Raw genomic sequence first — 13,767 nt, forward strand, 5'->3', positions numbered from 1 at the left:
GAAGAGGGATATTCATGCGCACTGTTTCGGCATACGCCGCCACGTCGGCGACCGAACCGCTGACCAAGACCACCATCGAGCGGCGCGACCCGGGCCCGCGCGACGTGGCGATCGACATCAAGTTCGCCGGCATCTGCCACTCCGACATCCACACGGCCAAAGGCGAATGGGGCACCCCGAATTACCCCCTGGTCGTGGGCCACGAGATCGCCGGTGTCGTGACCGAGGTCGGCGGCGAGGTCACCAAGTTCAAGGTGGGCGACCACGTCGGCGTGGGTTGCATGGTGAATTCCTGCGGCCGGTGCAGCAGCTGCGAGGCCGGGCTCGAGCAGTACTGCAAGAACGGCGCGACCTTCACCTACAACGCCAAGGACAAAGACGGCACGACGACGCAGGGTGGCTACAGCCAGGCGGTCGTCGTCGACGAGAACTTCGTCCTGCGCATCCCCGACTCACTGCCGCTGGACAAGGCGGCCCCGCTGCTGTGCGCGGGCATCACGCTGTTCTCGCCGCTGCGGCACTGGAAGGCCGGGCCGGGCACGCGGCTGGCGATCGTCGGCCTGGGCGGCCTGGGGCACATGGGCGTCAAGCTGGGCGCCGCGATGGGCGCCGAGGTCACCGTGCTGTCGCAGTCGCTGAAGAAGATGGAAGACGGGCTGCGGCTGGGCGCCAAGCATTACTACGCCACCGCCGACCCCGAGACGTTCAAGAAGTTGCGCAGCAGCTTCGACCTGATGCTCAACACGGTCTCGGCGAACCTGAAGCTCAACGACTACCTGAGCCTGCTCGACGTCGACGGCACGCTGGTCGAACTGGGCATCCCCGAGCACCCCATGGAGGTGGGCGCTTTCCCGCTGGCGCTGTCGCGTCGCAGCCTGTCCGGGTCGAACATCGGTGGGATCGCCGAGACCCAGGAGATGCTGGACTTCTGCGCCGAACACAACGTGACGCCCGAAATCGAGCTCATCGACCCCGACTACATCAACGAGGCCTACGAGCGCGTCCTGGCCAGCGACGTCCGCTACCGCTTCGTCATCGACATCTCGAAGCTGTAGCGGCTCAGGAAGCCGAGTTGGGGGCCGGTTCGGGCTTGCCGTTGGCCGAGCCGGGATTTCCGGCCGCGTCAACCGGCTGCGTGATACCCGCCAGCGGCCAGCCCGCGGCGGCCAGCCGGGCGGCCACCCGCGCGACGTTCTCCGGACCGGCGTCGTAGTGGGTCATGTCGGAGATGAAATCGGCGATCACGTCGCGGTCGATCTCCTTGCCCGGCTTGGTTTCCTCGTCGATCGCGTCGACGACCTCCTTGATCTGGTCCTCGGTCAGGGGTGTGCTCCGCAACAGCTCGAGCAGCGGCACCCGGTCGGGACCGGGCACGCCGTCGGGATAGCCGCATTGCAGCCACTGGATCACCGAACGGAAAAAAGCGGCCGTAGAAGATGGGGTTATCGCCACGCCCACCAGTGTCCCGGCTACCCGGTCGGCGGCGCCACCGGGCCGCGGCGCCCCGGCGACAATTCACGCGGCGTTCACACACCGCTTGGCCGAATTGCCCTGCTAGAAGTCCCAGTCCTCGTCCTCGGTGACGACGGCCTTGCCGATCACGTACGACGAGCCCGAGCCGGAGAAGAAGTCGTGGTTCTCGTCGGCGTTGGGTGAGAGCGCCGACAGGATCGCCGGGTTCACGTCCGTCTCGTCGCGCGGGAACAGCGCCTCGTAGCCCAGATTCATCAGCGCCTTGTTGGCGTTGTAGCGCAGGAACTTCTTCACGTCCTCGGTGAGCCCGACCTCGTCGTAGAGGTCCTGGGTGTATTCCACCTCGTTGTCGTAGAGCTCGAAGAGCAGCTCGTAGGTGTAGTCCTTGAGCTCCTGCTTGCGGGCGTCGTCGACCAGCGCCAGGCCGCGCTGGTATTTGTAGCCGATGTAGTAGCCGTGGACGGCCTCGTCTCGGATGATCAGCCGGATCATGTCGGCGGTGTTGGTCAGCTTGGCCCGGCTCGACCAGTACATCGGCAGGTAGAAGCCGGAGTAGAAGAGGAAGCTTTCCAGCAGCGTGGAGGCGACCTTGCGCTTGAGTGGTTCGTCGCCTTTGTAGTACTGCATGACGATCTCGGCCTTGCGCTGCAGGTTGGGGTTCTCCTCCGACCAGCGGAACGCGTCGTCGATCTCGGCGGTCGAACACAGCGTGGAGAAGATGTTGCTGTAGCTGCGCGCGTGCACCGACTCCATGAAGGCGATGTTGGTGTAGACGGCCTCCTCGTGCGGGGTCAGCGCGTCGGGGATCAGGCTGACCGCCCCGACCGTCCCCTGGATGGTGTCCAGCAGCGTCAGGCCCGTGAACACCCGCATGGTCATCTGCTTTTCGTGGGGGGTCAGGGTGCCCCACGACGGCAGGTCGTTGGACACCGGCACCTTCTCGGGCAACCAGAAATTGCCGGTCAGCCGGTCCCACACCTCGGCGTCTTTGTCGTCTTGCAGCCGGTTCCAGTTGATCGCCGAAACGCGGTCAATCAGCTTCATGTTTTCGGTCACCAGAACCCCACTTCACCGGAACGGCTTTGTCTGCGAACTCAGACTTCAAACACTACCTCTGGGGTACGACAAGGAGGGCGAACACAACACGTTGTGTTTGCGTGTCGCTCGAGCGGACGGTATCGCCCGTCAAACCAGGGTTCGGCCACCACCCGCGGGGGGTATCAGAAGTGCCGTGGACATCCCCGGTTCGGTCACCCATGCGGCGCAGCGACTTGTCTCCCTCTACCGCCGAACGGGCGCCGATGTGCCTCTTGGCGATCCGCTGCCCTCGCACGGCACCGAAATGGAGGGTTGGTTCTGGCGCCTTTCCGACCCCGCCGACGGGCGCGTGGTGGTCGCGTTGTGCAGCGCGAATCGACACCGCGACGGCGACTGGTCTACCGCCGCGATTGCGCTGCACCCGGGCGGTGTCGTGCGTTCCGCCGCGATCGACGGAGTCCGCGCTCACCGCTCGCGCTTTGCTGTCGCGGCCCGCGCGGGCGACGACTTCGTCGAAGCCGACGGTAAGCGGCTGGCGATGGCCATCGGCGACAGCGCGGTCGACCTCGCCTTCAGCCGAGAGTTTCGATGGCCGAAGGCATTTGGTGGGGGCGGGCTCGCCTCGTCGGTACCGTACTTGAATCAATACTGGCATCCCTACCGACTGGGCGCCAAGGCCACGGGAACGGTGACGTGTGGTGATCAACATTGGCGGTTCAGCGACGCAACCCTGTATTGCGAACGCAATTGGGGGTCGGGCTTTCCGCGCCGCTGGTGGTGGGGCCAAGCCCACGATTTCGACGGAGCCGACGTGTCCGTCGTGTTCTCGGGGGGCCTATTGGAGTTTGGTCCGCTGAAGCGTGAAGTCACCGGAGTTGTTGTGCGACTAGAGGATCGGGTCCTGCGCATCACTCCCCCGGCCTGGGTGTCGTCCAGTTGCGATGGACAACGGTGGCGGGTTGACGCGCGCAGCGCCCGTTACCACGTCGAACTCGACGGAAGTGGCGACGGCGCGCAGCCCCACGTGCTTCCGGTTCCGCTGCCCGCCGAACGCCGCAACGTCGACACCGACTACGAACACCTGGCCGGCACTCTGCGCTGCACGGTGCGCGAATGGGGTCGCATCATTTTCGATGGCACAACCCAGTTGGCGGGTCTGGAGGTCGGCAGCCGGCCGGGTTGACGATGGGGACGCGTGTCAGTCCTTCCGCATGACTGCGGCGTGGATGTACCATTTGGTACATGATTACCGAAGACAGCGTCGAGATCGACGCGCCGGCGCAGCTGGTATGGAAGGTGTTCAGCGACGTCGAGCGGTGGCCCGAGTGGACGGCGTCGGTGACGTCGCTGGCCGCGGTCGACGGGCCCGGGCTCGCGGTCGGCAAGCGGTTCGCGATCAAGCAGCCACGCATGTCCAAGCTGGTGTGGAAGATCACCGAGCTCGAGCCGGGCACGTCGTGGACCTGGGAGCAACGCGCGCCCGGCGCCAGGGCCAGCGCCCGCCACGATGTGATCGCCCAGCCGGGCGGGGGCACCCTGGTGCGCCAGCGCATCGACCAGAACGGCGTGTTGGGTGCGCTGGTCGGGCGGCTCATGCGATCGATGACGAAGCGCTACCTCAAGCTCGAGGCCCAAGGCCTCAAGGCCCGCTCCGAGCAGCTCAGCCGCGCCGATGGCGCGCACCGCTGACACCGAGCGGCGCCGCCAACTCCTCGATGCCCTCGTCACCGAATTCGCCACCGGTGGCATCGGCGACCGGTCGCTGCGTGCGGTAGCCGACGCCATCGGCACCAGTCACCGAATGTTGTTGCACCATTTCGGTTCTCGCGAAGACATGCTCGTGGCGATCGTCGAGGAGGTCGAGCGGCGCCAAATGGGGCTGCTGACCGAACTGCCCACCGACGCGACCGAGAGCTTCGCCGCCATGTGGGCCGATCTTCGTCGGCCCGAACTGCGCCACGCCGAACGGCTGTTCTTCGAGTGTTACGCCCGCGGCGCGCAGGGCGAAAAGCCCTTCGCCCGAATGGTTCCCGGCGCTGTCGACGGCTGGCTGCGCGAGGTCGAGCAAGTCTCCGACGGCCCGGTCGACCCCGCGCTGGCGAGGCTCGGGCTGGCCGTAATCCGGGGCCTGCTACTGGATCTCGTGGCCACCGACGACGACGTCGGCGTCGACGCGGCCGCGCGCGCTTTCGCGGAGCTGCTCAGTTAACCGTCGGGCCGAGTCGTACCGACGCTTCAGGTGGCGGTGTGGACGATCAGGACGTCGACCTTGACCCTGCGGGAAACCTCGGACGGGACTGATCCCAGCAGCCGCCCGGCGACGCTGCTGAGCCCGACGTTGCCGACGACCATCAGGTCGGCATGGACCTCTTGGGCGAGCTGCACCAGCACGCTGACGGGGGCACCGACGATCGACCGCTCCTCCACGTCCTTGGCCCCCGCCTGGTGCGCCCGTTCCTTGGCGTTCTGCAGGATCGCGTAGAAAGGGGCTTCCCCAACCGTCCGATAGTCCTGGCCGTGGTCGCTCCCCGGCGGGATGGCGTAGCGGCCGCGTTCCTGGGGGACGGGGAGATGCGCCGTCACAACTATCAGTTTCGCGCCGTGATCCGCGGCGATCGCAGCTGCGCGATCCACCGCGCGCAGCGACGAGTCCGAGCCATCGGTGCCGACCACGACGGTCTGATAGGCGCTCATTTCCCGACTGTAACGCCGGGCGGCGACCAAATCCCCAAAACGGATGGGCTCAACTTTGCACGGCGGCCGCGTGCCTGCCGGTGCTGACGCCGAAGAACTGGTATTCCGCTGGCTTGACCGATCGGGTCGCCCGCCAGTACTCCCAGGTGTAGCCGCCCCACAACACGGTGTTCTTGCCGTGCTCGTCCAGATACCAGCTGCTGCAGCCGCCGCTGTTCCACACCGAGGGCCCCAGCCGGCGCTGCAGCTCGTCGTTGAATTCGTCCTGGGCGGCGCGGGTCGGGGCGAGCCCCTGCGCGCCCAGCTTGTCGCACGTGGCGATCGCGTCGGCGACGTAACGGATTTGGGACTCGATCATGAACACCACCGAGTTGTGGCCCAGCCCGGTGTTGGGGCCCAGCAGGAAGAACAGGTTGGGCACATCGGCCACGGTGATCCCGCGGTGGGCGCCGATGCCCTCGCGGTTCCAGCGGTCCACCAGATCCTCGCCGTGCAGGCCCTTGATCTGGACGTAGGTGTAGGAGTCGGTGACGTGAAAGCCGGTGGCGTACACGATCACATCGGCTTTCCGGTGCGTGCCGTCGACGGTGTCGATGCCGTCGGCGGTGATCCGGGCGATGTGATCGGTGACCAGCTCGGTCTTCGGGTCGGCGACCGCGCCGTAATAGGTGGAGGAGTTCAGGATTCGCTTGCACCCGACGCGGTAGTTAGGAATCAGCTTGCGGCGCAACTCCCGATCCTTGACCGATCGGCGAATGTTGTATTTGCAGTACGACTCGATGAACTTGAGCAGGTTCGGCCGCTTGGTCATGCCGAAGGCCAGAGCCTCCTGGCCCCAGTAGATGGCCAGTCGCACCAGCGCGCGCAGGCCGGGCACGGTCTCCATGGCCCGGCGCACCGCCGACGGGATCTCGGGGTTGGAGCGCGGCACCACCCACGGCGGGGTGCGTTGGTAGAGCTGAAGTTCGGCGACCTGCCCGACGATCTCCGGCACGATCTGGATCGCGCTGGCGCCGGTCCCGATCACGGCCACCCGCTTGCCGGTCAGATCCACACTGTGATCCCACTCCGCGGAATGGAAAGCGGGACCGGCGAATTCGTCGCGACCCTCGATGTCAGGCATGGACGGGATGTGCAGCGCCCCGGCGCCCGAGATCAGAAACTGCGCGACGTATTCGCGCCCGTCGGCGGTGAACACGTGCCAGCGGTGCTCGTCGTCGTCCCAGTGCGCCCGATCCACCAACGAGTTGAACTCGATGTAGCGGCGCAGCCCGTACTTCTCGGTGACTCCCTTGAGGTAGTCCCAGATCTCGGGCTGATAGGAGAACGGGTTCTTCCAGTCCGGCTTCGGCTCGAACGAAAACGAATACAGGTGCGACGGGATGTCGCAGGCGCACCCGGGGTAGCTGTTGTCGCGCCAGGTGCCGCCGATGTCGTCGGCCTTTTCCAGGATGACGAAGCCCACGCCCTGCTTCTGCAGCGCGATGGCCATCCCCAGGCCGGAGAACCCGGTGCCGATGATGACGGCGCGGGTGTGGACGGGCTTGGAGGCCTTGGCCGCCGGGCCGGGAACGGTCTCGGTGTGTGTCACGACGTCGGTCACGGTCGATCGGTCTTTCTAGTCGGGCCAGTCTCGGGTCGGCGCTCGCCGGCATTCTCGGCCGTAGGCACCCGCTGGCGCAGATACCCAGTACCCAGGGTATCGGTTGGGACGAGTGTTGACGATCGCCGCAACGATGTCAACGCGCCGAAGGTCAGCCCGCGGCGCGGTTGGCCGGGACCACGCTGTGGATCGGCTGGTCAGGGTCCATCCGGATGCCGAGTGCCTCGGCGGTGCCGACGATGACCCCCATCATGATGGTCGTGAGGTGGGCGACGAATTGCTCGCGCGGCATGCGAAGGGGGCTGTCGGGGTCGGGGCCCAGCCACCACTCGGTGGCCGAGGCGGCACAGCCGAACGCCGCGTTCCCGGCCAGCTCGACGGCGGCGTGGTCCAGCTCCATCTCGCGCAACTCGTTGTCGAACATGTCGGCGACGGCCAGGGTGATGCCGCGGCCCTCGTTGAGGATCTGAGGGCTGGCCGCGGAGCGGCCCTGGATGAAGACCCTCAGCACGTTGGGGTGCTTGTCGACCAGGTTGACGTACTCCTCGACGGCGCGCCGGATCACCTCGCGGGCCGAGTCGGTTTTGAGGTCGATGGACGGGAAGATCGCCGTCCACAGCATGTCGCGCAGCCGCTCCCCGATCGCCTGGAACAGGTCGGACTTGTCGTGAAAATGCCGGTAGATCTTCGGCTTGGCGGTGCCGGCCTCCTCGGCGATCTCCCGCACCGACAGCTCGGGGCCGAGGCGGTCGATGGCGCGGAACGCGGCGTCGACGATTTCGCTGCGCACTTTCTTGCGGTGCTCGCGCCAGCGTTCGCTGCGCGCGTCGACCTTGGCCCCCGGCTTGACAGCCGGGTGGGGCCTAGCGGGTCGGGGAATTCTCACCACGTCACGCACTTTACCCCGTCGCGGCTTCTGACCTGGGCAGACTGGCCAGAAGAGCGCACCGCGGTTAACGGTACCGCTGGGCGTACTCCCCCGGGCTGCAGCCGAGCATCGACCGGAACTCGTTGGCGAAATGCGCCTGGTCATACCAGCCGAGCCGGACGGCCAGGTCGGCGAAGTCGACGCGTCGATCGCTCTCGATCGCCAACGCAGCTTGCTGCAGGCGGTAGCGGCACAGCACCCATTTGACCGGCACACCGACGTAGCGCCGGAACACGCGCTGAGTGGTTCGCGCGCTCCACGGCGAGTGAGCCATCACCTGTTCCACCCGGTGCAAAGCCTCGTCGTCGTGCATCCGGCGTAGCAGCGCCGTGAGGGCGTCGTAGGTTGGGTCGGAGACCGTTGCAGCGCCGATCGCCGTGTCCAGTTGTGCGGCGGCGAGCTCGATGTCGTCGTCGAAAAGCATTGGACCGCCGAACAAGTCATCGTCGGCTCGAACGATTCGACCGGTCAGCGCAGCTGCGTCGCGTCCGAATCTGGCGGCGAACCCGCCGGCGCGGAAGCGTGCACCGACAACCGCACCGCGCCCCGACAGCTCGATGGTGAAGACCCTTTCGACGACGCCGTGTACCAACGTGGTGGGCAATGCGAATCCATGGCGCGGGGAGTCGGTGCCCCACTCATGGCTCAGGTTGATCGACGGGAAAGCGATCACCTGGCTTTCACGCGGCGATTGCCCCGTCAGATCCCAGCACACCGACCAAAAATGCTCGACGAATTTGGCAGCAGCCTTCGACGGCGCTTGGCGACGGAGATCGAACACCGATGCGCTGCCCGCGCGCCCGACCACCCCCGGCTCTGGTCCGATCGCCCGTGGCGCGTTTTTCCAAGCCTCCACATGGCGAATCTAGCCAAGCTGGATTCCATGAATGTGCAACCGATTCCCGAGGGCTACACGAGTCTGACCCCGTTCTTGGTCGTCGATGGTGCCGAAGCCGCCATCAGGTTCTACATCGAGGTCTTTGGTGCGACTCTCGTCGAGAAAATGGCCGGGCCGAATGACACGGTCGCGCACGCGGAGCTGGACTTCGGCCGCGGCAGGTTGCAACTGTCCGATCCCAACCCCGGCTATCACCTCGAAGCCCCCGGCCGGACAGAATCGGTCACCCATTCGGTGGTGTTTTACTGCACCGACGTCGACGACGTCCTGGCGCGGGCCCAGAGAGCCGGCGCGACGGTCCGCGAGGCGGCCCAGACCTTCGTTACCGGTGACCGGTTCGGCTCAATCGTCGACCCCTTCGGGCAACGCTGGTCGATCATGACAAGGGTGGAAGACATCGATGCCGCCGAGCGCGCACACCGGCTTGCCAGCTGGGGCGCCGACAACCTGTAGAGCACTCCCCGAGAGTGAATCGGTGCCCTACAGCATGCAGGACACGCAGCCCTCGACCTCGGTGCCCTCCAAGGCCATCTGGCGCAGCCGGATGTAGTACAGCGTCTTGATTCCCTTGCGCCAGGCGTAGATCTGCGCCTTGTTCACCTCGCGGGTGGTGGCGGTGTCCTTGAAGAACAGCGTCAGCGACAGTCCCTGATCCACGTGCTGGGTCGCCGCGGCGTAGGTGTCGATGATCTTCTCGTAGCCGATCTCGTAGGCGTCCTGGTAGTACTCCAGGTTGTCGTTGGTCAGATACGGCGCCGGGTAGTAGACGCGGCCGATCTTGCCTTCCTTGCGGATCTCGATCTTGCTCGCCACCGGGTGGATCGAGCTGGTCGAGTGGTTGATGTAGCTGATCGACCCCGTCGGCGGGACGGCCTGCAGGTTCTGGTTGTAGATGCCGTGCTCTTGCACCGACTCCTTCAGTCGCCGCCAATCGTCTTGCGTCGGAATGCGAATGCCCGCCTCGGCGAAGATCTCCCGGACCCGCGGGGTGGCCGGCTCCCACGCCTGTTCGGTGTACTTGTCGAAGAACTCGCCCGAGGCGTACTTCGACTTCTCGAAGCCACCGAACGTGCTTCCCCGTTCGATCGCGATGCGATTCGACGCCCGCAGCGCGTGGTAGAGCACGGTGTAGAAGTAGATGTTGGTGAAGTCGACGCCTTCCTCGGAGCCATAGTGGATGCGCTCGCGGGCCAGGTAGCCGTGCAGGTTCATCTGGCCGAGCCCGATCGCGTGGGACTCGTTGTTGCCCTGCTCGATCGAGGGCACCGACCAGATGTGCGTCTGGTCGCTCACCGCCGTCAGCGCGCGGATCGCCACCTCGATGGTCTGCGCGAAGTCGGGCGAGTCCATCGTCTTGGCGATGTTCAGCGAACCGAGGTTGCACGAAATGTCCTTGCCCACTTTGGCATACGACAAGTCATCGTTGAACACCGACGGCGTGGAGACCTGCAGAATCTCCGAGCACAGGTTCGAGTGGGTGATCTTGCCGTCGATGGGGTTGGCCCGGTTCACCGTGTCCTCGAACATGATGTAGGGGTAACCGGATTCGAACTGCAGCTCCGCCAGGGTCTGAAAGAACTCGCGCGCCTTGATCTTGGTCTTGCGGATGCGGGCGTCGTCGACCATCTCGTAGTACTTCTCGGTCACCGAGATGTCGGCGAACGGCAGCCCGTAGACCCGCTCGACGTCGTACGGCGAGAACAGGTACATGTCCTCGTTCTTCTTTGCCAGCTCGAAGGTGATGTCGGGAATCACCACGCCCAGGCTCAGCGTCTTGATGCGGATCTTCTCGTCGGCGTTCTCGCGCTTGGTGTCCAGGAACCGGTAGATGTCCGGGTGATGCGCGTGCAGGTAGACCGCGCCCGCGCCCTGCCGGGCCCCGAGCTGGTTGGCGTAGGAGAACGAGTCCTCGAGCAGCTTCATGATCGGGATGACGCCCGAGGATTGGTTCTCGATGTTCTTGATCGGGGCGCCGTGCTCGCGAATGTTGCTGAGCAGCAACGCGACTCCCCCGCCGCGCTTGGACAGCTGCAGCGCGGAGTTGATCGATCGCCCGATGGACTCCATGTTGTCTTCGATGCGCAGCAGAAAGCAGCTCACCGGCTCGCCGCGCTGCTTCTTGCCCGAGTTCAGGAATGTCGGGGTAGCCGGCTGGAACCGGCCGTCGATGATCTCGTCGACGAGCTTCTCGGCCAGGATGGTGTCACCGGAGGCCAGCGTCAGCGCCACCATGACGACGCGGTCCTCGAAGCGCTCCAGGTAGCGCTTCCCGTCGAACGTCTTGAGCGTGTAGGAGGTGTAGTACTTGAACGCACCCAGGAACGTCGGGAACCGGAACTTCTTGGCGTAGGCCCGGTCCAGCAGCGTCTTGACGAAGTTGCGGCTGTACTGGTCGAGAACCTCACGCTCGTAATAGTTCTCCTTGATCAGGTAGTCGAGCTTCTCGTCCTGATTGTGGAAGAACACCGTGTTCTGGTTGACGTGCTGCAGGAAGTACTGATGGGCGGCCTCGCGGTCCTTGTCGAACTGGATCTTGCCGTCCGCGTCGTACAGATTCAGCATCGCGTTGAGCGCGTGATAATCGGTCTCCCCCGGCAACGCGTGGGCTCCGGTGGTTACAGGCTCTGCAGCGACGGTTGTTGACACGTCTGTTCCTTCCAGAAATCGGCTAAGCCCGCGCGGACGGCATCCACGTCGTCCTGGGTTCCCATGAGTTCGAAGCGGTAGAGATAGGGGACGCCGCACTTGCGCGAGACCACGTCGCCCGCGTAGGCGAATTCGGCGCCGAAGTTGTTGTTGCCCGCGGCGATGACGCCGCGGATCAACGAACGGTTGTGCTCATTGTTCAAAAAGGCGATGACCTGTTTGGGGACATAGCCGCCGGCGTTGAGGTCAGGAGTGGCCCGGCCGCCGCCGTAGGTGGGCAGCACCAGGACGTAGGGCTGGTCTACCTCGATACGGCCGTGCAGCGGTATCCGCGTGGCGGGAATCCCCAGCTTCTCCACGAAGCGGTGGGTGTTCTCCGACACGGAGGAGAAATAGACCAGGTTGCGCCCCGCGGTGTCCATGGTGCCGCAACCTCCTTACCTAACGTCTTTCCTTACGCGCTGAGTTCCACCGCGGCGAGCGCCTTGATGCGATCGGGCCGGAAACCCGACCAGTGGTCGTTGCCGGCCACCACGACGGGAGCCTGCAGGTAGCCCAGCGCCATCACGTAGTCACGCGCCTCGGAGTCCAGCGTGATGTCGACCTTGTCGTAGACGATGCCCTGCTTGTCCAGCGCCTTGTAGGTGGCGCTGCACTGCACGCATGCCGGCTTGGTGTACACGGTGATGCTCATAGAATGCCGCTCCTTTGCGGAAGAGGGGGACCCAATGGACTGGCAACTACTTTTGGACTGCGTCTTTGCTAGGTTCAGCGATCCGGCAGGCACCCAGATTCCCGTGGTGCGGCAATCAGTGGCGAAGACCTGTCTTCGATCACTTCGCGCCGATTTGGGGGGTTCACCGAGCCTGGCTGGCTTGGCGATCCTGGGATCCGCCGGTGCATCGAAACACTACACCTAGTGGCTGACAAGATATCGAGATACAAGATGTTCTGAATAACATTTCTGAAATTCCCTGGTCGTACGGCCTGTGTCGAACAAAATCTGCAACCCACCCCGGCGTGTCGCAGATCACACGCCGAGGCGAAGGTGCCTCTGCGTATGGGTATAGCAGCGGGCACCGACAACACCCTTTTTGAGCCGCCGACCGCGGCGGGCCCGCCGACAGCTAGCAAAGCCGCCAGACGACGCTGGCGGCTTTGACTATTCCCCGGCGACAACCCCGCTGGTCGCCTCCCGGACGGCTTGTCGACTTCCGCCAATCAGCCGGCTTCGGCGGCGAGCTTGCCCACCACATCGCGCACGTTGGCCGACAGCTCGGCGTGCTCGGCGGGCGCCCTGCCGTCCAGCGTCGTGAACGGGACGGACAGTTTGATCGAGTCGACGACCCGCGCGCCGGCGATGCCGAACGACTTGCGGCTCTCGTCGTGCGCCCACACCCCGCCGTACCGGCCGAAGGATCCCCCGATGACCGCCAGCGGCTTGCCTTGCAGCGCACCGTCGCCGAAGGGGCGCGACAGCCAGTCGATCGCATTCTTGACCACCGCCGGGATGCTGCCGTTGTACTCGGGCGTGACCACCAGGGCGGCGTCGGCATCGGCCGCCGCAGCCCGCAGCGCGGCCACCGGGGCAAGAGGCGGCGCGTCGGCGTTCATCGCGTCGTCGATCTCCTCGTTGTAGAACGGCAACTCGCCCAGCCCCTCGAAGACCGTGACGGTGACCCCGTCGGCGGCGACCGCGGCCGCCAGTTCGGCGATCTGCCGGTTGATCGACGCCGCCCGCAGGCTTCCCACTAACGCCAAGATTTTGATTGCCACTCTCGCGGTTCCCTTCGGTCGTTGGTATACATCCTCGCACGACCTAAACGGACTGTGGTCCGATTTATTCCGCCGGCGTTAAAGTGCAGGGGTGAGCGGCGTCGAACGGTCGAGCGAGTTGCCGATGTGCGTGCCGCAGCTGCCCGCGCAGGAGCGTGGGGACGCCGTGCGCAACCGCGCGCTGTTGCTGGACGCGGCGCGTCGCCTGGTCACCGAGCGCGGGGCCGACGCCGTGACCATGGACGACATCGCCGCGGCAGCAGGTGTCGGCAAGGGCACGCTGTTCCGCCGGTTCGGTAGCCGGGCCGGGCTGATGATGGTGCTGCTGGACGAGGACGAACGGGCCAGCCAGGAGGCGTTTTTGTTCGGTCCCCGCCGCTGGGGCCCGATGCCCCGCCGTTGGATCGGCTCGTGGCCTTCGGCCGGGAACGCATGCGCTTCGCCCATACCCACCACGCGCTGCTGTCGGCGGCCAACCGCGACCCGCGGACTCGTTACGGGCCGCCGGCGGCCGTCCTGCGCAGGCACGTGCGCGTGCTGCTGGCCTCGGCGAAGACGACCGGCGACCTCGTGGCCCAGGCCGACGCGCTGCTCGCCCTGCTCGACACCGACTATGTGGAGCATCAGCTGAGCGACGGCGGTCACAGCCTGCAGACGTTGGGCAACGCGTGGGAAAGCTTGGCGCGCAAGCTTTGTGGGAGGTGAACGTCG

The 13,767-nt window shown here is 65.5% G+C and carries 15 protein-coding genes and 1 pseudogene; 6 read left to right on the forward strand and 10 right to left on the reverse strand.

Features of this window, described 5'->3' with window-relative positions:
• Positions 1 to 14 precede the first annotated feature (14 nt).
• A complete protein-coding gene (locus G6N26_RS10620; protein WP_083018895.1) occupies positions 15 to 1,055 on the forward strand; it encodes an NAD(P)-dependent alcohol dehydrogenase in 1,041 nt (346 codons plus the stop codon).
• A gap of 4 nt (positions 1,056 to 1,059) precedes the next feature.
• Here the strand turns inward: G6N26_RS10620 and G6N26_RS10625 are convergent, their stop codons facing one another.
• A complete protein-coding gene (locus tag G6N26_RS10625; protein ID WP_067175122.1) occupies positions 1,060 to 1,410 on the reverse strand; it encodes a DUF3349 domain-containing protein in 351 nt (116 codons plus the stop codon).
• A gap of 144 nt (positions 1,411 to 1,554) precedes the next feature.
• Positions 1,555 to 2,529 (reverse strand): class 1b ribonucleoside-diphosphate reductase subunit beta, encoded by a 975-nt coding sequence (gene nrdF, locus G6N26_RS10630; protein WP_179960319.1) that lies wholly within the window; start codon positions 2,527 to 2,529, stop codon positions 1,555 to 1,557.
• 175 nt (positions 2,530 to 2,704) lie between these two features.
• Between nrdF and G6N26_RS10635 the strand changes: the two genes are divergently transcribed.
• The 3 genes from G6N26_RS10635 to G6N26_RS10645 are packed head-to-tail and all read left to right on the forward strand — an operon-like array spanning position 2,705 to position 4,720.
• A complete protein-coding gene (locus G6N26_RS10635; protein WP_067175119.1) occupies positions 2,705 to 3,694 on the forward strand; it encodes a tocopherol cyclase family protein in 990 nt (329 codons plus the stop codon).
• A 59-nt stretch (positions 3,695 to 3,753) separates the two neighbouring features.
• The gene (locus tag G6N26_RS10640; protein ID WP_067175114.1) at positions 3,754 to 4,200 is read left to right on the forward strand and encodes an SRPBCC family protein; all 447 of its coding nucleotides are present in this window, start codon (positions 3,754 to 3,756) and stop codon (positions 4,198 to 4,200) included.
• Positions 4,184 to 4,720, forward strand: a complete 537-nt coding sequence (locus G6N26_RS10645; RefSeq protein WP_083018893.1) for a TetR/AcrR family transcriptional regulator — start codon at positions 4,184 to 4,186, stop codon at positions 4,718 to 4,720. The genes G6N26_RS10640 and G6N26_RS10645 overlap by 17 nt, the downstream gene beginning before the upstream one ends.
• 26 nt (positions 4,721 to 4,746) lie before the next feature.
• Here G6N26_RS10645 and G6N26_RS10650 read toward each other — a convergent pair whose 3' ends face one another.
• The 4 genes from G6N26_RS10650 to G6N26_RS10665 form a co-directional block, all read right to left on the reverse strand.
• Positions 4,747 to 5,205, reverse strand: a complete 459-nt coding sequence (locus G6N26_RS10650; RefSeq protein WP_067175109.1) for a universal stress protein — start codon at positions 5,203 to 5,205, stop codon at positions 4,747 to 4,749.
• 49 nt (positions 5,206 to 5,254) lie between these two features.
• Positions 5,255 to 6,808 carry a flavin-containing monooxygenase gene (locus G6N26_RS10655; protein ID WP_083018891.1) on the reverse strand — a complete coding sequence of 518 codons (1,554 nt, stop codon included), beginning with the start codon at positions 6,806 to 6,808 and terminating at the stop codon, positions 5,255 to 5,257.
• Between the two features lie 151 nt (positions 6,809 to 6,959).
• Positions 6,960 to 7,697: a TetR/AcrR family transcriptional regulator gene (locus G6N26_RS10660; RefSeq protein WP_095577581.1), complete on the reverse strand. Its 738-nt coding sequence runs from the start codon at positions 7,695 to 7,697 to the stop codon at positions 6,960 to 6,962.
• Between the two features lie 64 nt (positions 7,698 to 7,761).
• The gene (locus tag G6N26_RS10665; protein ID WP_067175101.1) at positions 7,762 to 8,592 is read right to left on the reverse strand and encodes a helix-turn-helix domain-containing protein; all 831 of its coding nucleotides are present in this window, start codon (positions 8,590 to 8,592) and stop codon (positions 7,762 to 7,764) included.
• A 27-nt stretch (positions 8,593 to 8,619) separates the two neighbouring features.
• On the opposite strand from G6N26_RS10665, the gene G6N26_RS10670 reads away from it, so the two are divergent.
• On the forward strand, positions 8,620 to 9,087 hold the full coding sequence (locus G6N26_RS10670) for a VOC family protein (protein ID WP_083018951.1): 468 nt from the start codon (positions 8,620 to 8,622) through the stop codon (positions 9,085 to 9,087).
• A gap of 27 nt (positions 9,088 to 9,114) precedes the next feature.
• Here the strand turns inward: G6N26_RS10670 and nrdE are convergent, their stop codons facing one another.
• From nrdE to G6N26_RS10690, 4 genes are all read right to left on the reverse strand, one after another.
• Positions 9,115 to 11,232 (reverse strand): class 1b ribonucleoside-diphosphate reductase subunit alpha, encoded by a 2,118-nt coding sequence (gene nrdE / locus G6N26_RS10675; protein ID WP_179960363.1) that lies wholly within the window; start codon positions 11,230 to 11,232, stop codon positions 9,115 to 9,117.
• Positions 11,233 to 11,249: 17 nt separating this feature from the next.
• The gene (gene nrdI / locus G6N26_RS10680) at positions 11,250 to 11,702 is read right to left on the reverse strand and encodes a class Ib ribonucleoside-diphosphate reductase assembly flavoprotein NrdI (RefSeq protein ID WP_067175094.1); all 453 of its coding nucleotides are present in this window, start codon (positions 11,700 to 11,702) and stop codon (positions 11,250 to 11,252) included.
• A gap of 32 nt (positions 11,703 to 11,734) precedes the next feature.
• Positions 11,735 to 11,974: a redoxin NrdH gene (locus tag G6N26_RS10685; protein ID WP_064936759.1), complete on the reverse strand. Its 240-nt coding sequence runs from the start codon at positions 11,972 to 11,974 to the stop codon at positions 11,735 to 11,737.
• A 527-nt stretch (positions 11,975 to 12,501) separates the two neighbouring features.
• Entirely contained in the window at positions 12,502 to 13,056 is a 555-nt protein-coding gene (locus G6N26_RS10690; RefSeq protein WP_083018890.1) for an NAD(P)H-dependent oxidoreductase, read from the reverse strand.
• Positions 13,057 to 13,147: 91 nt separating this feature from the next.
• Here G6N26_RS10690 and G6N26_RS10695 point away from each other — a divergent pair.
• Positions 13,148 to 13,761 (forward strand): annotated as a pseudogene (locus G6N26_RS10695) (TetR/AcrR family transcriptional regulator).
• Positions 13,762 to 13,767 lie beyond the last annotated feature (6 nt).

This window comes from Mycobacterium marseillense, from assembly GCF_010731675.1.
Classification (GTDB): Bacteria; Actinomycetota; Actinomycetes; order Mycobacteriales; family Mycobacteriaceae; genus Mycobacterium; species Mycobacterium marseillense.

Bases quoted from the DNA above. Each gene is read 5' to 3' on its own strand.
- G6N26_RS10620 (WP_083018895.1), top strand. From the start codon at position 15: ATGCGCACTGTTTCGGCATACGCCGCCACGTCGGCGACCGAACCGCTG.
- G6N26_RS10640 (WP_067175114.1), top strand. From the start codon at position 3,754: ATGATTACCGAAGACAGCGTCGAGATCGACGCGCCGGCGCAGCTGGTA.
- G6N26_RS10645 (WP_083018893.1), top strand. From the start codon at position 4,184: ATGGCGCGCACCGCTGACACCGAGCGGCGCCGCCAACTCCTCGATGCC.
- G6N26_RS10650 (WP_067175109.1), bottom strand. From the start codon at position 5,205: ATGAGCGCCTATCAGACCGTCGTGGTCGGCACCGATGGCTCGGACTCG.
- G6N26_RS10670 (WP_083018951.1), top strand. From the start codon at position 8,620: ATGAATGTGCAACCGATTCCCGAGGGCTACACGAGTCTGACCCCGTTC.
- nrdI (WP_067175094.1), bottom strand. From the start codon at position 11,702: ATGGACACCGCGGGGCGCAACCTGGTCTATTTCTCCTCCGTGTCGGAG.
- G6N26_RS10685 (WP_064936759.1), bottom strand. From the start codon at position 11,974: ATGAGCATCACCGTGTACACCAAGCCGGCATGCGTGCAGTGCAGCGCC.